This is a genomic window from Okeania sp. SIO2B3, assembly GCF_010672525.1.
GTDB lineage: Bacteria > Cyanobacteriota > Cyanobacteriia > Cyanobacteriales > Microcoleaceae > Okeania.
Map to the genome: position 1 here is coordinate 1 of NZ_JAAHGH010000046.1, position 17,478 is coordinate 17,478.

General features: G+C 37.6%; 15 protein-coding genes. 9 read left to right on the plus strand and 6 right to left on the minus strand.

Annotation, left to right across the window (positions count from 1 at the left end; genetic code table 11):
• Positions 1-99: 99 nt before the first annotated feature.
• Positions 100-810, minus strand: a complete 711-nt coding sequence (locus tag F6K15_RS23580) for a DUF6444 domain-containing protein (protein WP_293065095.1) — start codon at positions 808-810, stop codon at positions 100-102.
• Between the two features lie 213 nt (positions 811-1,023).
• On the opposite strand from F6K15_RS23580, the gene F6K15_RS23585 reads away from it, so the two are divergent.
• Positions 1,024-1,287, plus strand: coding sequence for a type II toxin-antitoxin system ParD family antitoxin (locus F6K15_RS23585; protein ID WP_293065098.1), 264 nt, complete (start codon positions 1,024-1,026; stop codon positions 1,285-1,287).
• Positions 1,287-1,580 carry a type II toxin-antitoxin system RelE/ParE family toxin gene (locus tag F6K15_RS23590; RefSeq protein ID WP_293065100.1) on the plus strand — a complete coding sequence of 98 codons (294 nt, stop codon included), beginning with the start codon at positions 1,287-1,289 and terminating at the stop codon, positions 1,578-1,580. The genes F6K15_RS23585 and F6K15_RS23590 overlap by 1 nt, the downstream gene beginning before the upstream one ends.
• Positions 1,581-1,857: 277 nt before the next feature.
• Here F6K15_RS23590 and F6K15_RS23595 read toward each other — a convergent pair whose 3' ends face one another.
• The 5 genes from F6K15_RS23595 to F6K15_RS23615 all read right to left on the minus strand — a co-directional run bounded on the left by F6K15_RS23595 (position 1,858) and on the right by F6K15_RS23615 (position 5,656).
• Positions 1,858-3,297, minus strand: coding sequence for an ATP-binding protein (locus F6K15_RS23595; RefSeq protein WP_293065103.1), 1,440 nt, complete (start codon positions 3,295-3,297; stop codon positions 1,858-1,860).
• A 482-nt stretch (positions 3,298-3,779) separates the two neighbouring features.
• Complete coding sequence (locus F6K15_RS39105; protein WP_375341084.1) at positions 3,780-4,091, minus strand: RNA-guided endonuclease InsQ/TnpB family protein; 312 nt, start codon at positions 4,089-4,091, stop codon at positions 3,780-3,782.
• A 37-nt stretch (positions 4,092-4,128) separates the two neighbouring features.
• A complete protein-coding gene (locus F6K15_RS23605) occupies positions 4,129-4,626 on the minus strand; it encodes a hypothetical protein (RefSeq protein WP_293065105.1) in 498 nt (165 codons plus the stop codon).
• Positions 4,627-4,766: 140 nt separating this feature from the next.
• Positions 4,767-4,994: a tyrosine-type recombinase/integrase gene (locus F6K15_RS23610; RefSeq protein ID WP_293065108.1), complete on the minus strand. Its 228-nt coding sequence runs from the start codon at positions 4,992-4,994 to the stop codon at positions 4,767-4,769.
• Positions 4,995-5,080: 86 nt separating this feature from the next.
• Positions 5,081-5,656, minus strand: coding sequence for a DUF4157 domain-containing protein (locus F6K15_RS23615; RefSeq protein WP_293065111.1), 576 nt, complete (start codon positions 5,654-5,656; stop codon positions 5,081-5,083).
• A gap of 417 nt (positions 5,657-6,073) precedes the next feature.
• Here F6K15_RS23615 and F6K15_RS23620 point away from each other — a divergent pair, with 417 nt between their 5' ends.
• The 7 genes from F6K15_RS23620 to F6K15_RS23650 all read left to right on the plus strand — a co-directional run bounded on the left by F6K15_RS23620 (position 6,074) and on the right by F6K15_RS23650 (position 17,435).
• The gene (locus F6K15_RS23620) at positions 6,074-7,303 is read left to right on the plus strand and encodes a transposase (RefSeq protein WP_293065114.1); all 1,230 of its coding nucleotides are present in this window, start codon (positions 6,074-6,076) and stop codon (positions 7,301-7,303) included.
• 669 nt (positions 7,304-7,972) lie between these two features.
• Entirely contained in the window at positions 7,973-8,509 is a 537-nt protein-coding gene (locus F6K15_RS23625; RefSeq protein ID WP_293065117.1) for a Uma2 family endonuclease, read from the plus strand.
• A 442-nt stretch (positions 8,510-8,951) separates the two neighbouring features.
• Positions 8,952-9,659, plus strand: coding sequence for a phage baseplate assembly protein V (locus F6K15_RS23630; RefSeq protein WP_293065119.1), 708 nt, complete (start codon positions 8,952-8,954; stop codon positions 9,657-9,659).
• On the plus strand, positions 9,659-10,045 hold the full coding sequence (locus tag F6K15_RS23635; RefSeq protein WP_293065122.1) for a GPW/gp25 family protein: 387 nt from the start codon (positions 9,659-9,661) through the stop codon (positions 10,043-10,045). The genes F6K15_RS23630 and F6K15_RS23635 overlap by 1 nt, the downstream gene beginning before the upstream one ends.
• Positions 10,046-10,055: 10 nt before the next feature.
• Positions 10,056-13,712, plus strand: a complete 3,657-nt coding sequence (locus tag F6K15_RS23640) for a baseplate J/gp47 family protein (RefSeq protein WP_293065125.1) — start codon at positions 10,056-10,058, stop codon at positions 13,710-13,712.
• A 265-nt stretch (positions 13,713-13,977) separates the two neighbouring features.
• Positions 13,978-15,336 carry a hypothetical protein gene (locus F6K15_RS23645; protein WP_293065128.1) on the plus strand — a complete coding sequence of 453 codons (1,359 nt, stop codon included), beginning with the start codon at positions 13,978-13,980 and terminating at the stop codon, positions 15,334-15,336.
• A 506-nt stretch (positions 15,337-15,842) separates the two neighbouring features.
• Positions 15,843-17,435: a phage tail protein gene (locus F6K15_RS23650; protein ID WP_293065131.1), complete on the plus strand. Its 1,593-nt coding sequence runs from the start codon at positions 15,843-15,845 to the stop codon at positions 17,433-17,435.
• The last annotated feature ends 43 nt before the right edge of the window (positions 17,436-17,478 follow it).

Consider the following 17,478-nt stretch of genomic DNA (forward strand, 5'->3'; position numbering starts at 1 on the left):
CGACGCCATATCATCGGACTAATACCCAGTAGTACGACTTTGAGTTGGTAGATAACGGGTTCGGAGTAATTAGACATTTGTCCATATTACCATATATTGTCATCTCCCCCGATTTTTTTCACTCTCCACTTGTGGGGTTAGAGCCTCGGCCACTCTACGGGTAGTGGCTTCCAATGTTCCTAAACTTACCTCTATTTTCCCAAACTCTTTCAACCATTCTTGTTGTTTTTCATAGGACAAATGGCCGTAGTGCCCCAACCATACCAACATTGTTTGTAGGTTTACTGATAAATCTTGTCCTGGAATTACATTTTCTGGTAATTCCCCTGATACTTGTTCTCCACACTTTTGACACAATCGCCGCACTTGTTGATATTCAACGATTTCTATGGGACGTTCCACCAGTTGGGCTACCTGGTAGCTTCTGGTAGTTACTCCTCTGGTTTCCCAGTGATTTCCTCCACATACTGGGCATTTTTGTGGCTCTAGTACTTGGTAACGGTCTACTCGTCCAAATCCTTTTCTTGTCTTTCCTGGATGTCCCTGTTGTCCTCCTGGTTTTCGATGGCTGGAGTCTGATTCCTTTTCCTTTGTGAGTGGGGTTTTTTCCGATCGCTTAAGTAGATCGCTTGAAGGGGGTAATGATGAGGTTTGACTATCTTTATTACATAGTTCTTTAAGCCGTTCTACCTCTTCAATCAGTTTTTCTATGAGGTGTTGCTGTTGCCAAACCAGTTCTTCTAGAGCTTCTTTGGACAGTAGTTCTAGGTCTTTTCGGTCTTTTGGGATATCTGGTGGCTTGAATTTCATTTCTTATCAGTAATACAGACCTTTCATTTTTTGTCAACCCCTACACCTGAATGCTTACGTTGAATTGTTGAATTGTTTCGGTAAGGTTTGCGGAAAAAGTCTTTTTGAGCCAATCTTGTAGAGTGCGCTACATTATCATTAACGCACTGCCTCGATCAAACGTTAATTAATTTTGGTCTTGTGTATATAAACTTGTAAATTAAACCGAAACTAATGGATATTATTTTAAAGCCAGAACAAGAAAAATTAATTCTAGCTAAAGTAAATAGTGGTAAATATACAACTGTTGATGAAGTTATTGCTGAAGCCTTACAATTGTTAGATGAAAGAGATAAACATTATCAACAGTGGGTAGAAAATACTCGAAAAAAAGTAGCTGTAGGTTTGGCACAACTAGACAGAGGTGAAGGAATTGAAGCACAAACTGTTATTAATAAACTCAAAGAAAAAGTTCACCAAGCTAAAGAAAACAAATAATGAGAATTTGTTTAATTTCCCCAGAAGCAAGTCAAGATTTAGATGAAATTTTTGATTATTTCGCTAGTCAGAATGTAGAAGCTGGCGAAAGATTTGTTATTGCTTTTGAGAACAAATGCGAAAAATTATTACAATTTCCAAGTATGGGCAGAAGTTATCAAGATATTGAACCTTCATTAAGAGGTATTCCTCTTGATAATTATATTATTCTCTATCGTTTAATAGAAAATGGTGTTGAGATTGTTAGAGTAGTTAGCGGATATCGTAATTTAGAACATCTTTTCGATCGCTAATATCATGTCCAGATAATCAGTGATAAAAAAAACTTTCTCTTCTTTATAGCTTAAAATTCCCTCCTCTTCCCCTCCTGGGAGGGGTTAGGGGCGGGTTGACTCCTGACTCCTCCATATAGCTTAAAATTCCCTCCTCTTCCCTCCTGACTCCTGACTCCTGACTCCTAAAGCGATTCTTCCCTCCTGACTCCTGACTCCTGTCTCCTGTCTCCTGTCTCCTCTCCTCTCTTCCCTCCTGACTCCTGTCTCCTGTCTCCTGTCTCCTCCCTCATTAAAATCAACCGGACATGATATTACCAGGAATGCTACTCAACTTCCTGCTAATACCAAAGTATTCCCCATAACCCCTATTGGCTTTAATATCATGCCTGTCCTCTTTTTGCAACTCACGGCTAATACCTTCCAGCAAATCCCTCTCGTAGATTTTGGGTGGTGTACGGTTAACTGCCTTGATACAAGCGTAGTGCAGAACATTAATAATGCCACCCCCAGTCAGCTCATGCTCATTGGCCAACTTTTCAAAATCCACCTCCTGGGCAACATCAAATGGCTTGTTCAGAAAATTATCCTGCCATAACTGCAAACGTTGTTCCGCATTTGGCATCGGAAACAAAATCATCGACTGAAATCGCCGTGCAAAAGCTTCGTCTAATTGAGAGCGTAAATTGGTTGCTAGAATCGCTAAACCAGAATAGTCTTCAATCCGCTGTAACAGATATGAGACTTCTTGGTTGGCGGCGCGATCATTAGAACTTTGGGTTTCAACACGTTTGCCAAATAGGGAGTCTGCTTCATCAAAAAACAGAATCCAATCTTGCTGATTAGCTCTATCGAAGAGTCTGGCTAGATTCTTTTCCGTTTCCCCGATGAACTTCGATAGAACTCTCGAAAGATCGATGCGAAATACCGGAAAACCAGATTTTTTCCCCAGCAAACAAGCAGTCATAGTTTTTCCGGTTCCGGGGGGACCATAAAAAAGGCTACGAAAACCTGGTTTGAGTCGCTGCTTCAATTGCCATTTCTCCATCAGTACGTCCTTGTTTTCAACCCAGGTGAGGATATCCTCAATTTGTTGTTGTGTAGTCGGAGCAAGTACCAGGTTATCCCATTCTAACTCCGTTGTGATGCGCTGTGCGGGGAACATATAGCTCAAAGGCGGTGTATAGGATTGTCCTGTGATTATTAGTTCCCGATACTCGGGACTGAGATGGAGTGCTGCCGATAGTTGTGGCTCGTTGACGTGAGTATGTTCCATATAGAGGATTCCCTCGGCAAATAAGAGGCGATCGCTTCTGAACATGGAATCGTAATCAAGTCTGGCAGAGAGGTTGTCATCTGCCAATAAAAACATTGCTGTCTCACAAGTTGGCAAAAAGCCACCGTGGGAGTTGCCCATCAGTCCGCCAAATTCCGTATATCCGCGATCGAGGGATTGATTACGAATCAAAAACATATCAAGTAGATTGGGTTTGATATGGGGAATCAAGCAGAGAATCAGCAGCAGACGTTCGGCAGGTTGCAGGTTGAATTTGTGGACAAGTTCCGCGTAGGGCACATCCGTCTGTGGTAATACTGGCGGTGGAATTAAGGCGAACACATCGCTTTCGGCATTTTTTCCATCAGCACGAAGTTGAAACCTATGTTCTAAGATTTGGCTGAACCAAGTGAGTTCGCGCTCTATGCAATCTGCGTTATTATTGAGTTGAGTTGGATTCATAGGGAATGAGGAATTAATAAAAAGTAGCGAGTATAGTCTAAATGGCCAAGGCGATTTCTCAGAAAGAATATACTAGCTTGGAGAAGTTATCTTGCAAGCTCTTGGGTAGTATTGACGACCAAATCGTATTATCAAATAGTCAAGCTTAATGAGAATGAATGGGAGTTCCCCTCCTAAAATGTCGATAATTATCAATAAAGATAGCTTATTGACATTTGATTGGCAAGCAAGGGAAATCCTCAAAAGCTTATCATATCAACGTTATTATAACTCCGAACTCCGAACTCACTAATGCTGGGATCATTGCTCAAAGGTGCACATATACCGTTTTTAGAAACCTACGATAATCTATATAAATCTATGATTATCTGTTATATTCCTGCTTCCTTCTGGCAACGTCGGCGTTATCCAGTCCACAGGCTGTCACGGTCGTTCGCGTCAGCGGAGCGTAGCTCTCACTGACCGCCATAGCTAGATTTAAACTAGCATTCAAATCTCGTTCGCGCTAGCGTTGCGAAGCAATCGCAACTGAAACCGCAATATTCACAATTGAATACACGCTCCGATAAAGACAAAGATTGTTTCACCTGACCACACCTACTGCAAGTCTTAGAGCTAGGAAACCATCTATCAACAACGATTAACTTAGAGCCGTATAGTTGGCACTTATACTCTAACTGTCTTCTGAACTCATAAAAACCCATATCGGCAACAGCCTTAGCTAGCTTATGGTTTGACATCATTCCTGATACATTAAGGTCTTCTATTACTATTTGACTGTGGTTTTTAGCCAAATAAGTAGTTGGTTGATGCAGTGTATCTTTCCTGATGCTACCTATTAGTTGCCAATAATGCTCTCTGTCGGTCTAGCAGATCGATGTATTTCGCATTATCAGATGCTTGCTCAATAATCTCGAAAACATTTGCAGGAGCCCTCCATTGACTCTTCCTTAACTTTATGAGTTCTATCACATCATCGAGTTTCGTTGGATCAGCAATGGCTATATTATAGAGGTCTTCTATAGTCTGGTCACCAAGGTATTGGTCAATAATATCAACAAGATCTTTGGGCAATTCACTTAACCCCCCAACAAATTGAATTGTTTGTCCCCTCATAGCAGATGCTTTTTGTAACGGCAGAGTTATTACTGGGCTGCTTTTAGCCATTTCTTGTAATTTTCTTTGTGTAACAGCTTCTGGTCTGTTATCTACAAACTGAAAAGTATGTGTATTACTACTTTTCTTCTGCATAACAGAATTGGTAATCGCTTTACTATTATTCTCTTTTGTTTTTTCTACTTGTGTATACATATCTAAACCCTCTTTCAATTATGTTTTGTTCGATGTTATAGGCTGTCTTCAATTGCCTATAACAATGTCAGTAATCGGTACTGTTCCGTTTATTTTTACTGTGTCATTACTCAAAAGGTGCGCATATACCTCCAAATCGGGGGTATATGTGTACCTCTTCAAACATCCATATCATCCAGCGGCGACTTGAGATTCTCAAATCCCTTTGACGTAATATGGGTGTATATCTCCGTCGTCTTCGAACTGCTATGTCCTAGTAGCTCCTGGATATAACGTAGATCCGTCCCCCGTTCCAGCAGATGGGTCGCAAAACTATGTCGTAGCGTATGTAAAGTCACCTCCTTTTTAATCCCAGCTTTTTCCACAGCCCGTTGCAATTCCGTCAAACAGGAGTTTCAGACGCTGCTGATTTCGATGAACCGTCTTTTCAACTCTGATAATGTTCGCCATGGTTACCATTCAGACTGTCTCCTTACTCATTGGACGAAAAAGGGTCAGTTCTTTTTACAGAGGCCGCTTTTACCCCCATCAGGTCTGCCTCCCGTTCCAAGGCGTGGTTATCATTAATCGCCACACCTTTAGCCTGGATCGTTGGCTTCACTCTCCCCTGCTTCTGCTGCACCACATGCCAAGCCTCATGGGCCAGATGTTTTTCTTGCCCTGGAGCAACATGGATATTTGTTCCTTGTGTATAAGCATGAGCCTGTAATTGAGCTGGTTTATCAGAATTGTAATGCACTTTCACATCATCCATAGAATAACCAGAGAGGTTTTCAACTCCTGATTTTAGATTGTCAGGCAAGCCAGTCTTATTTTCTTGTCTCTGAATTGGCTGCTGTTGCGAAGAATAATTATCAGCCATCAATTGTGCAGCTTGTTTCCCTTGGGGGCTATTGTTTACCATCCCTTGTATTTTACGCATTTGAATAGCTGATTGTCGATTATCTACAAACTGAACAGTAGAAGTAGCACTACTGTTATTATTCGCAACCTGATTAGCCACCGATTTTGTTTTATTGTCCTGGGTTTTATTGGCGTAAGTATACATAAATTTTTCTTTTCAGGTGTTGTTTGAATTAATTTTTAGGTTTTATTATGGGAGGTGGTATGGCATATATAGCATTTCCCACCCTTTGTGAGGTACACCGCTTTTGATCCCCCCTAACCCCCCTTGAGAAGGGGGGGAACTGGAAGTCCCCCTTTTTAAGGGGGATTTAGGGGGATCGTTGATGTACATCACGCCTACTGAAAACCGCTATATTCCTATCCTAAAGCATATTCCATGTAATGACAAAATTAGCTAAATCGCCGAGAAGCCTCACGCCATAATCTATGATTTGGGGTGAGATGAATCGGCGGTAAATTAATGGGGCATTGAACCCCATTAATTTACAAATATTATCAGTTTTGGTCTTTAAAAAAAAACTTGTGCTATTATGTTTTATACTCAGGGAAATTTACCGTTATGCGGACTGCCTATCAATACAAATTAAGGCCCAACAAAGATCAAGTTGCCACGATAGAGTTGTGGCTAGAATTGTTGCGTCGGCAGTACAACTACAGATTGGGCGAGCGGTTCTCATGGTGGTCAGAAAACCGTTGTCCGGTTAATGCTTGTCCGTTAATAATACCAATTCCTCAACTCAGAGATAATCCAGATTATTACTCCCAGAAAAAGGATTTGGTAAATACCAAAGACAAATTTCGGGAGTACAAATTAATTCATTCTCAAGTATTGCAAGATTGCATTAAACGGGTAAAACTAGCCTTTGATAAGTGGTTTAAAGCAAATAAAAACGGGCAGAGATTAGGTAAGCCAAGATTTAAGAAAAAAAGCCGTTATCGTAGTTTCACTTATCCTCAAATCAAACAGGATTGTATTGTCAATCAAAGAATTAATCTTCCCAAAATTGGTAATGTAAAGTTGATTCAACATCGGCCGTTGCCAGAGGGTTTTCAAATTAAAACAGTCACAATTAGTCGTAAAGCAGATGGCTATTATGTAACTTTATCCTTGGAGGATAAATCGGTTCCCTCATTAAATTCTGAAGTCAAACCTACATCAGAAAATACTCTGGGAATAGATATGGGACTAAAGTCATTCTTGACGACAAGCTCAGGAGAATCAGTTCCAATTCCTCAATATTATCGAAAATATCAACAGCGATTAAAGACGCTACAAAAACGTTTATCTAAGAAGAAAAAAGGTAGTAAAAGATGGTTAAAAGCTCTTCTGGCAGTAGCCAAACAACATAAAAAGGTAGCCGACAAGCGTAAAGATTTTCATTTTAAAACAGCCAATGAATTATTATCAAAAGCTGATATTATTGCTTACGAAAACTTAAATATTAAAGGGCTAGCCAAAACCCGATTGAGTAAATCAATTAATGATGCTGCATGGGGACAATTTCTAACTATTTTGACTGTCAAAGCCGAAAATGCTGGGCAGAAAACTATAGCTGTGAACCCTAAAAATACCAGCCAAGATTGCTCAAATTGTGGTGAAAAAGTCTTGAAAGAATTATCCCAAAGAACTCATTCTTGCCCGCACTGCGGCATTGTAATAGACCGCGATGTAAACGCGGCGATAAATGTAAAAAATAGGGCGGTAGGGCATTCCGTCCTTAAAGCTCGTGGAGCCCGATGCAATAGCAGGGCACCGAAACGAGAAGCCCACACTATAGCGTCAGCTTAGTGTGGGAGTATGTCACAAAAACCCATCTTTTTTCCACTCAAAAACTACGGTTTCTGCACAAATTTTCAAATATATTTATCAGGAAGCGGAATTTTTTGGGAATCAAGAAATCGATCTAAGTGAGTAGGAAATCTGGATAAATGTTACTACAGATTAGAGCGATCGCTTAACTATGATTAATACATAATATCAAGTAACATAAATGAACCGCAATGTAGGGACGTTCCATGGAACGTCCCTACAGGTTTGGGGAAAGATTTAGGACTTACGCAAAGAAACCCGGTTTCTACGATAAATTGTTGTTTTAAGCAATAGATGTCTACGAGAAACCGGGTTTCTGGGTTCACCTGCGTAAGTCCTGAGATTGTTTATTACAGTTTTTTAATGAGACATGATATAACAAAATGACATAAAAGGAAAAAAATATAAAAACAATAACAACCTTATGGATTAAAATGAGCGAGACAAACTAAATTAATCTTAATTAATTCAACTTAATAAAAATGAGCAAAAACGATGAGGGAAACTAACGAATTAAAAAAGATAGTGCGATCGCCGATCTTGTAGGTTGGGTTGAGGTAACGTTAGCGCAGCTTATCCGTTAGGATAAACCCAACAAAACAAAACATTGCACCAACAAAAAGTGTGCTTTTACGGATAACAAAATTTATGCAATCACCAAGTACTACTAACTCCTTAGACGCTTTTCTCCAACAACCCAACATAGAAGCTTCTCCTGCTTGGGAATTTATCCATGGACACGCCCAACAAAAACTCATGCCAACCTTGTTTCATTCCCGCCTCCAGCGCAACCTCGTCAACGCCATCAACAATCAAACCCAAGTTTATGAAGCAATTCAAGAACTCCGGTGCATCATCCCCCCCTTATCCCCCGTACCAGATATTGTAGTTGTTAAAAGCGATCGCCTCAGCAATGAAGATGGCCCCCTGCAAGGTTCACCAGACTGGTTAATAGAAATCCGTTCCCCTGATCAAAGTACATTAGACCTACAGAACAAAATTCTGCACTGCTTGAGTAACGGGACTCAGCTTGCTTGGCTAATTGACATTCAGCGACAGCAAATCTGGGTTTGGGAAAACCAAGAACTACCACTGGTGTTTGCCGGAACTGACAGACTCCCCACCCTTGAGAATATCTCAGATTTTACAGTAGAAGGGATAATAGCCATGACCCAACAACGATAAGTTAGCCTTGTGGAGAGGACGGGGAGGATGGGGAGGATGGGGAGGATGGGGAGGAAGAATCCTGTCTACATTGATAAAAAAGTGTATTGAAAAATACTCTTTTCTCCTGAAAAAGCCGATTCAAGACTTAAACATAAGTTGTCTATGTTGTCAAGTTTTATGTTAAGAAAGATGTTTATAAAGCATAGCTTTTTAAGAGGGGGGCAGGGGGGGGATTTAACGAAGTCAGAAGTCAGAAGTCGTAGGGGCGAACGGCCGTTTGCTTCGCATAACTATCGTTAACGCCCGTACAGAAGTTATTTTTGTAACGGGGATTTAAGCCCCGCTCCAAAAATATTACGCCTTAAAAGGCGGGGTTTTAGACCCATGTTATTTTGATAAATCTGTACCTCATAGATTAGAGAACTGCTGTAACAATTTTTACTATTAGGAGAAAGACTAAATGAATGGATACGATTTATTACTCAACAATGAAAAAAATAATATTTTTAATGGGGTAACAATAGGCATAGTTACTAACAATAAAGACCCAGAAGGTTTAGGCAGGATTAAAGTCAAATTTCCTTGGCTTTCCCAAGATGAAGAGAGTTACTGGGCTAGAATTTTAACTCCTATGGCTGGAAATGACAGAGGTATTTATTTTTTGCCGGAAGTTGATGATGAAGTATTAGTTGCTTTTGAACAAGGTGATATGAATGTTCCTTATATTTTAGGTGCTTTGTGGAATGGAAAAGATAAACCTCCTGCTAAAAATGATGATGGTAAAAATAATCAAAGAATGATTAAATCCCGTAGTGGTCATCAGATTATTTTGGATGATACAGAAGGAGAAGAACAAATTATTATTCAGGATAAAACAGGTAAAAATCAAATTTTGATTGATTCTAAAGAAAATAACATGAATATTAAAGTTGAAAAAGATTTGACTATTGAAACTAAAGGTAAAATCATCTTAAAAAGTAGTGATGATGATGTTTCGATTGAATGTAACAATTTATCTATAAAAGTCAACAAAAATTATGAGTTAGAAGCCGGGGCAAATTGTACGATTAAAGCTAAGTCTAAATATGAATTAGAAGCAGCATCTGGTTTAGGAATTAAATGTTCTGCTGGAGTGAAAATTAATGATACTTCATTGGAGGTGATGTAATGGATATTGATTTTTTAGGGGTGGGATGGACTTCACCTGTGAAACCAGATGAAAATGGTCAAATAATGGTGGCTAAATATGAAGATGCTGTACGACAATCTATTGGGATGATTTTAAGTACGGCGAAGGGAGAACGAGTCATGCGTCCTGATTTTGGCTGTGAGATTCACGACAAAGTTTTTTCTCCGAATAGTTCAGGAACGGTGGGTCAAATTGTTAGTGATGTTCGTAATGCTTTAATTAAATGGGAACCTCGGATTGATGTTTTAGATGTGGATACAATTCCTGATTCTAGTCAACCAAATGTAATTTTAATTCAGGTAAATTATCAAATCCGAACCACGAATAATATTTTTAATTTGGTTTATCCTTTTTATTTACAGTAAGTAATTTATTATGGCTTTTTTACCTCCCAATATTGACCAGCGCACCTATGAGGATATTGTTGCTCAAATAGAATATTTTGCTGAGAACTTTACCAGTCAAGTAGGAGCAGAAGAAGCATTACTAATTGGAGAATTTTTAGGTGAAAATATAAAAGATGAGGAACTAGGAATAGATGCGGAGGATGGAAAATTTATTGATGAAAATCTGGCTCTAGACTTAGTTGATTATGCGAATAAGAAGGAATTAGAGAGTTTCAAAATCCGAGGATGGAAGCCAAATAATGGACAAATAGATGCAGGAGAGGCATTAATTCGCATCTTTGCTACGATGGTAAAATCGGTTAGCGATCGCCTCAACCAAGTCCCTGAGAAAAATTTCTTGGCTTTCCTGGATTTAATTGGGGGAAAACTTCTGCCACCCCAACCAGCGAAAGTACCTTTAACTTTCTATTTAGCTGAAGGGAGTCCTGTGGATGGTTTAGTTCCTGCTTATACCCAAGTTTCTGCACTACCAGCAGAGGGTTCAGATGAGGAAATAGTGTTTGAAACAGATCAGGAACTGGTGGTGACAACCGCCCAATTAAAAGCGGTATTTGTACGGGAACCTAGTCAAGATAAATATAGCGATCGCTCTTTAGAAGCAACTGGACAAACAGATGAAGCTTTTTTAGTTTTTACCGGCAATAGCTCCATTGAACATTCTCTTTATTTAACTTGTCCAGAAATTTTTAATTTACCAGAATTAGAAAACCTCAACCTAATTATTACTACTGATAATACTGCTGAATTTCCAAGCGGACTTAATTGGTTTTATTGGGATGGTTCTCAATGGCAAGAACAAATTCCTACCAGTACAACTAATGGGAATGAATTGACTTTTACTTTTACTGATTTGCCAATTCCGACTGCTTCTGAAATTGATGGTAAAACAGATAAATGGTTAAAAGCTGAGGTAACAAATGTATTGGAAAATTCACCTAAAATAACAGATATTACAGGTGGAATAAGTATTACTAAATCAGATTTAGTTCCAGATGTTTGTTTATTTAATTCTAGTCCTTTAGACCTCACTAAAGATTTTTATCCTTTTGGGGAACAGCCAGCATTTAATGATACTTTTTATATTGCTTTACACGAGCCATATATTCAACAAAATGCTATCATCACTTTAGATTTAACCTGTAAATCAATTAGTCCTTCTGCTGACCTAAATATTGTTTGGGAAATTAGCGATGGAGAAGAATGGCAAGAAATTACAACTGTAGATAATCGCATAGTAAAATGGAACGATGAATTACCTGATTTTACTAAAGAAATTGAAGCTAGATTAGAGTTTTCTGATATACCATTACCTACCATTGAAGATGGAGAAACTCGGTATTGGATTCGTGCCCGGATTAAAGAAGGTCATTATGGACAAACAGCTTCGGAGCGTAAATATCCTATTTATGATGATTTAGCAATCTTGACAGAGGAAATAAACAAAGGAGCAACAGAAATAGAAGTTGATAATTTGGATTTATTCCAAGAAAGAGATTTAATTCGTATTCTGCCAAATACGGGAGGATTTCCAGAAGAAAATCTAATTGAAGACATCGATCCAGATAATAATAAACTGATACTAAATAAAGAGATTATTAATGATAATTTGACTGTGGGAACTCGGATTATGCGTAAGTTAATTATTACCGAAACAATTCCCCCAACTTACGATCCTCCTCTAATTCAATCCTTAAAGTTAAGCTATGAATTTACCCTAACTGAAGAAGCTACTTATTTTGCTAATAACGATTTTATCTATTCTTATCCTAACGATGATTTCCGACCTTTCACTCCCACAGTAGACACAGACTCCACCCTTTATCTAGGATTCGATCAATCTTTTGGGAATAAAACCGTTACTCTCTACGCTCAGGTTGAACCCCCATCGGTCGAAGAAGGAGAATTATCCAAAGATATAACAACAGAAACATTTCTCACGGAAGATGGAAATGCAGGAGAAAAAATCTTAAAATTAGATGATGTAACTGGTTGGGAAGAAGGGGATATTATTGAAATTAAAAAATCAAAATCAAAGGAATACAGTAGCTATACCATTAGCAATATTGCTATTATCAATATTGATAATAATAAGACAGAAATTACTGTTACTGTCAAGGAATATCTGGAAGAAGATTATATTCAAGACAGTCGAGTTATTTACTCAACACAACCAGAATTAATAGTGGAATATTCTAGCGTTCTGGGATGGCAAATATTAGACGTAAAAGATGAAACTAAAAGTTTTTCTGAACGAGGTTTAATTCAATTTATTGCTCCTGCAGATTTGAGTAAAATAGAAAACTTTGGTCAAGAACTATATTGGTTACGAGTTCGTTGGCAAGGTGGTAATTTTATTGCTAAACCCCGTCTGCGTCGCCTATTAACAAATACTATTTGGGCAGTTCAAGCAAATACTATTAGAGAAGAAATATTAGGTTCAAGTAATGCCGATCCTAATCAAGTTTTTGTTGCTAATAATACTCCGATTTTACAAGGACAAGAATTAGAAGTTGAAGAAGGACAAATTCCTGCCGAATTAGAATCCGATCAGGTTAAAGTGATTGAAAATGATATAGGAGAAATTGAAGAAGTATGGGTAAAATGGGATGAAGTAGGTGATTTTTATAGTTCTGGCACCAGCGATCGCCACTATACTTTAGACAGACAAACAGGAGAAATTAAGTTTGGGGATGGAATAGTAGGAATGATTCCGCCTCGGGGGCGTAATAATATTCGACTTTCTTTGTATCGCACGGGAGGAGGTGAACAAGGAAATATTGCTGCGGAAACCATCAGTCAGCTAAAAACCACTATTCCCTATATCGATCGGGGAATCAATCTGGAACCCTCAACAGGAGGTGCCCAACAAGAAACCTTAGATCGTCTCAAAGAAAGAGTTCCCAAGCAAATCCGTCACCGAGATCGAGCTGTTACCGCACAGGATATGGCAGATTTAGCTTATGAAGCTTCCACTGATGTTGCTAGAGTTAAAGTTGTCACCCCAGATTTGATGACAAACAGCTTTAATCCATTAGATAAAAATTTTTGGCTAGATCCGACTCAACCTGATGTCTTATTTGAAGAGACTCTCGATCAAAAATCGGAGAAACTCAGCGACAGTGAAAGTGATAACTTTAAGGGAACGATGCGGGAAATTAATCGTCGTGCGGGTCAAGTTAAACTGATTATTTTGCCTGATAGTGTGGCGCGGCAACCTATTCCTAGTTTAGGGTTATTAGAAGAGGTTGCCAGTTATATTCGTTCCCGTTGTGAAGAAACTACAAACATTATTGTTTTAGCTCCAAAATGGCAAGAAATCAGTGTTACTGTCACCATAACTCCTGTTTCCTTTGAAGGGGTAGATCGGGTGAGAGATACTGTTAAACAGGGGTTAGAAGCTTTTCTTCACCCCTTAACGGGTGGCAGTGGCAAGGGATGGCAGTTTGGTCGTTACCCGAAAATATCTGACTTTTACGCTATTGTTCAAAGTATTCCTGAAGTAGATCATGTTGATTCTTTGGATATAGATAATGGTTCAACAGAAGCTAATCCTTCCCTAAATGCTGATACTTTAATTTTTTCTGGCAATCATACCGTTAATGTTAGCTCAATAAGTAGGCAATAGAAATCTCTAGAAAAATGAAAACTATCTCTAATTATCAATTATTCATTATTAATTATTCATTATTAATTATCAAAGATGTCTATTAGTTCACATCAGGGCAGTCAAAAGAATGAAAACCATCTCTAATTATCAATTATTCATTATTAATTATTCATTATTAATTATCAAAGATGTCTATTCGTTAACATCAGGGAAGTCAAAAGAATGAAAACCATCTCTAATTATCAATTATTCATTATTAATTATTCATTATTAATTATCAAACATGACTTTACCTTTACCAAATCTTGATGATCGCACTTATGCCGACTTAGTACAAGAGGCAATTTCTCAGATTTCCATTGAATATCCTGAATGGACAGATCATAATCCCACAGATACAGGAATTATTCTAATTGAATTATTGGCATGGTTAACAGAAATGACTCTCTATCAAGTTAATCAAATTCCTGATGAAAATTATGCCAGTTTTGTTAGTTTACTAGAAGTAAAAGAAGAACAAGAAAAATGGGAATTACCTAATAAGTCTGCCCAAGAAAGACACAAAGCTTTGCAATTAAAAATTAAGGAGACTTTATTGGATTTACGCCAGCGTTATCGGGCAGTTACTATTGAAGATTATGAGCAATTAGTTCTGGAAGATTGGAAGAAATCTCCAGATTATACTGGCTTAGAAATTAAACGGGTTAAAGGTTTAGCACAACGCAATTTAGAAGAGGAAGATGCTGATACTTTTGCCGAAGGACATATTAGTTTAGTAGTTGTTCCCGATAATACTTATCAAGTAGAAGAAGAAGTAGAAGAAGCAGAAGAAGTAGCAGAAGAAGTAGAAGTAGCAGAAGTAGTAGAAGTAGCAGAAGTAGTAGCAGAAGAAGTAGAAGAAGTAGCAGAAGAAGTAGCAGAAGAAGTAGCAGAAGAAGTAGCAGAAGAAGTAGCAGAAGAAGTAGAAGTAGAAGAAGTAGAAGAAGTAGAAGAAGTAGAAGAAGTAGAAGTAGTAGCAGAAGAAGTAGAAGTAGCAGAAGTAGTAGAAGTAGCAGAAGAAGTAGAAGTAGCAGAAGAAGTAGAAGAAGTAGAAGAAGCAGAAGAAGTAGAAGAAGCAGAAGAAGTAGAAGAAGTAGAAGAAGTAGAAGAAGTCGCAGAAGAAGTAGAAGAAGTAGAAAACAAATATGAAAATTTATTTAACTTTCTTGAGGACAGAAAACTGTTAACTACTCGTCTGCATATTGTAGAACCTGAATATGTATCTATATCTATAGAAGCAGAATTAGTTCTAAAAGATGGCGCCAAAGCAGAAGATTTAATCGAAAAGGCTAATACAGAAATGAAGCTATTTTTTGAGCCTTTGAATTCTGGTAAATATTGGGAGGGTAAAGGATGGCCGTTTGGGAGAAGTATTTATCTCTCAGAAATCTATAAATTATTAGATGATTTGGAGGGAATAGATTATGTGGAAAGTATTTCAATTAAAGATGAAAATAATCAACCTTTTCAATCTGAAGATGATCAACCTGCATCGGAAATTTATCTCGCCGATAATCAGTTGGTTAAGTTTATAGAAGATGATCAATTTACCAAATTTACAGTCTTGGTTGATGTTAACAATGAACGCAAACAAATCAATTAGTACCTACTGATAATTAGTTAAGTTTATATAACAATTCCCACAGTTATGAGGCACATTGACAATCCCCCTAAATCCCCCTTTGAAAGGGGGACTTTGAAGACTCCCCCCTTAAGAAGCTATCCCTTATAAGGAACTCCTGATATCATGTCCGTTGGTATCGTTTGTGTAAAAGTTAGCGTGGATATCTACAGGAAATTTAAGTTTTTTCTTGCCTGTTGCCTGTTGCCTGTTGCCTGTTGCCTATTTACTATACAAGACCGATGCTACCGGACATGATATGAAACCCTTGTGGGAGGGTGGGGAAGATGGGGAGGAGGGGGAGGAGGGGGAGGAAGAATTCTATCTAAATTCATAAAAAAGTGTATTGAAAAATACTCTTTTCTCCTGAAAAAGCCGATTCAAGACTTAAACATAACTTGTCTATGTTGTCAAGTTTTATGTCAAGAAAGATGTTTATAAAGTATAGCTTTTTAAGGGGGGCAGGGTGGGATATAAAGAGGTTAATAATGAACACAAACAAATCAATTAGTACCTATCAACAATATTTACCAGCAATTCTCCAAGAACAAGTTTTCCTGGGTCGTTTTTTACTAGCTTTTGAAAAGATTCTGAGTGGACTTTATGAAACTCCTAGTAAGGAACAAGTTATTACAGCTCAAAGTGAAAATGTACCAGGAGTTGAGGAAGTTTTAGAGCAGATTCATCTCTATTTTAATCCTCAAGAAACACCAGAAGAATTTTTACCTTGGTTAGCGGGTTGGGTAGCTTTAAGTTTACGGGATGATTGGGATATTGACGTTAAGAGAGCTTTTATTTTAGAAGTTGTTAAATTCTATCGTTTGCGCGGAACAAAAGAGGGATTAAGTGAACTTTTAAGTCTTTATTTGAAAAATGCAAAATTAGGAGAAAAGGTTGAAATTTTTGATAATTTTACTCATTTTCCCCATTATTTTCAGGTTCAATTAACTTTAAATGACCGTGACCCGATTAAATATTGGCAACAGGCTAAAATTGCTCAGGCAATTATCGAGCAAGAAAAACCAGCACAGACATTTTATAGTCTGAAAATTCTTGTGCCAACCATGCAGTTAACGGTGCGATCAGAGTTTTCTCACACTTTTAAATTATTTGAACCAACTGAAAAACAAACATTTGCAATAGAAGTAAAAATTACCCCCAGTCAAATTAATAGTAGTGAAATTAATCAATTAACCAAACAATTACTTATTCAACTGCAAGGTAACTCTCAAGCAATTACTCTAGATTCACATGAAACTATTATTGAAAATCAATCTTTTACTCTCAAATATACTTTGAATTATCAGCATTTTCAAGATAATTTAGATGGTTTTAATGTTAAATTATCTAATCGAACAGATAAAGATTTTATTGGGAGTTTAACTATTAAATTATATTTTCAGATTAATCAAGAAATATATTCCGAGCTAGTCACAGAAGAACAGATAAACCTATCACCTGTATTAAAAATATGCAGTCAAAATAAGGAGCAAGAAATTATTGAAGGAAATACAATTTTTCAACAAGTAAATCCTCCCCAAATATCAGGAATGAGGATTACAGAATATATGTGGAGTCAACCTTATAAATTTAGAACATTTACAGCTCCTAAAATTCAAGAATTAGAGCCAGATATTACTGCTATAATTGATAAAATAGAACTAACAGCAATTGTAGAAGTAACTGAACCAAACCAAGTGACTTCAGATGTTCTAAATAAAATTACAGTCCGTCTCAAAGATGATGTATCTGACTTTCATTTATTTACCCCAGAAACTACTATCGAAAATAATCAAATTAGAATTAAACGAATTCTCTATTACTATCAATTTATGCAAACCATAGACCAATTAACTGTTACTCTCAAAAATCTTAACAATGTTAAAGTTGTAGGTAAAGTAACTGTTCAAGTATCCTGGGATACTAATCAAGGTCAATCCTTACATCAATTACTAGCAAAAGACTTTATTTTGGAAGAAGTTCCGACCACAAATATTCTACAAATTTGTTATAATCATGAAGTCGGAATAGAGATAACAAGAGAAATAATTCCTACTATTTTAGGAACAAACAGTATCTAGGAGAAACCAGGTTTATGGGTTCCCATGGCCTTAGCCCTGTGGA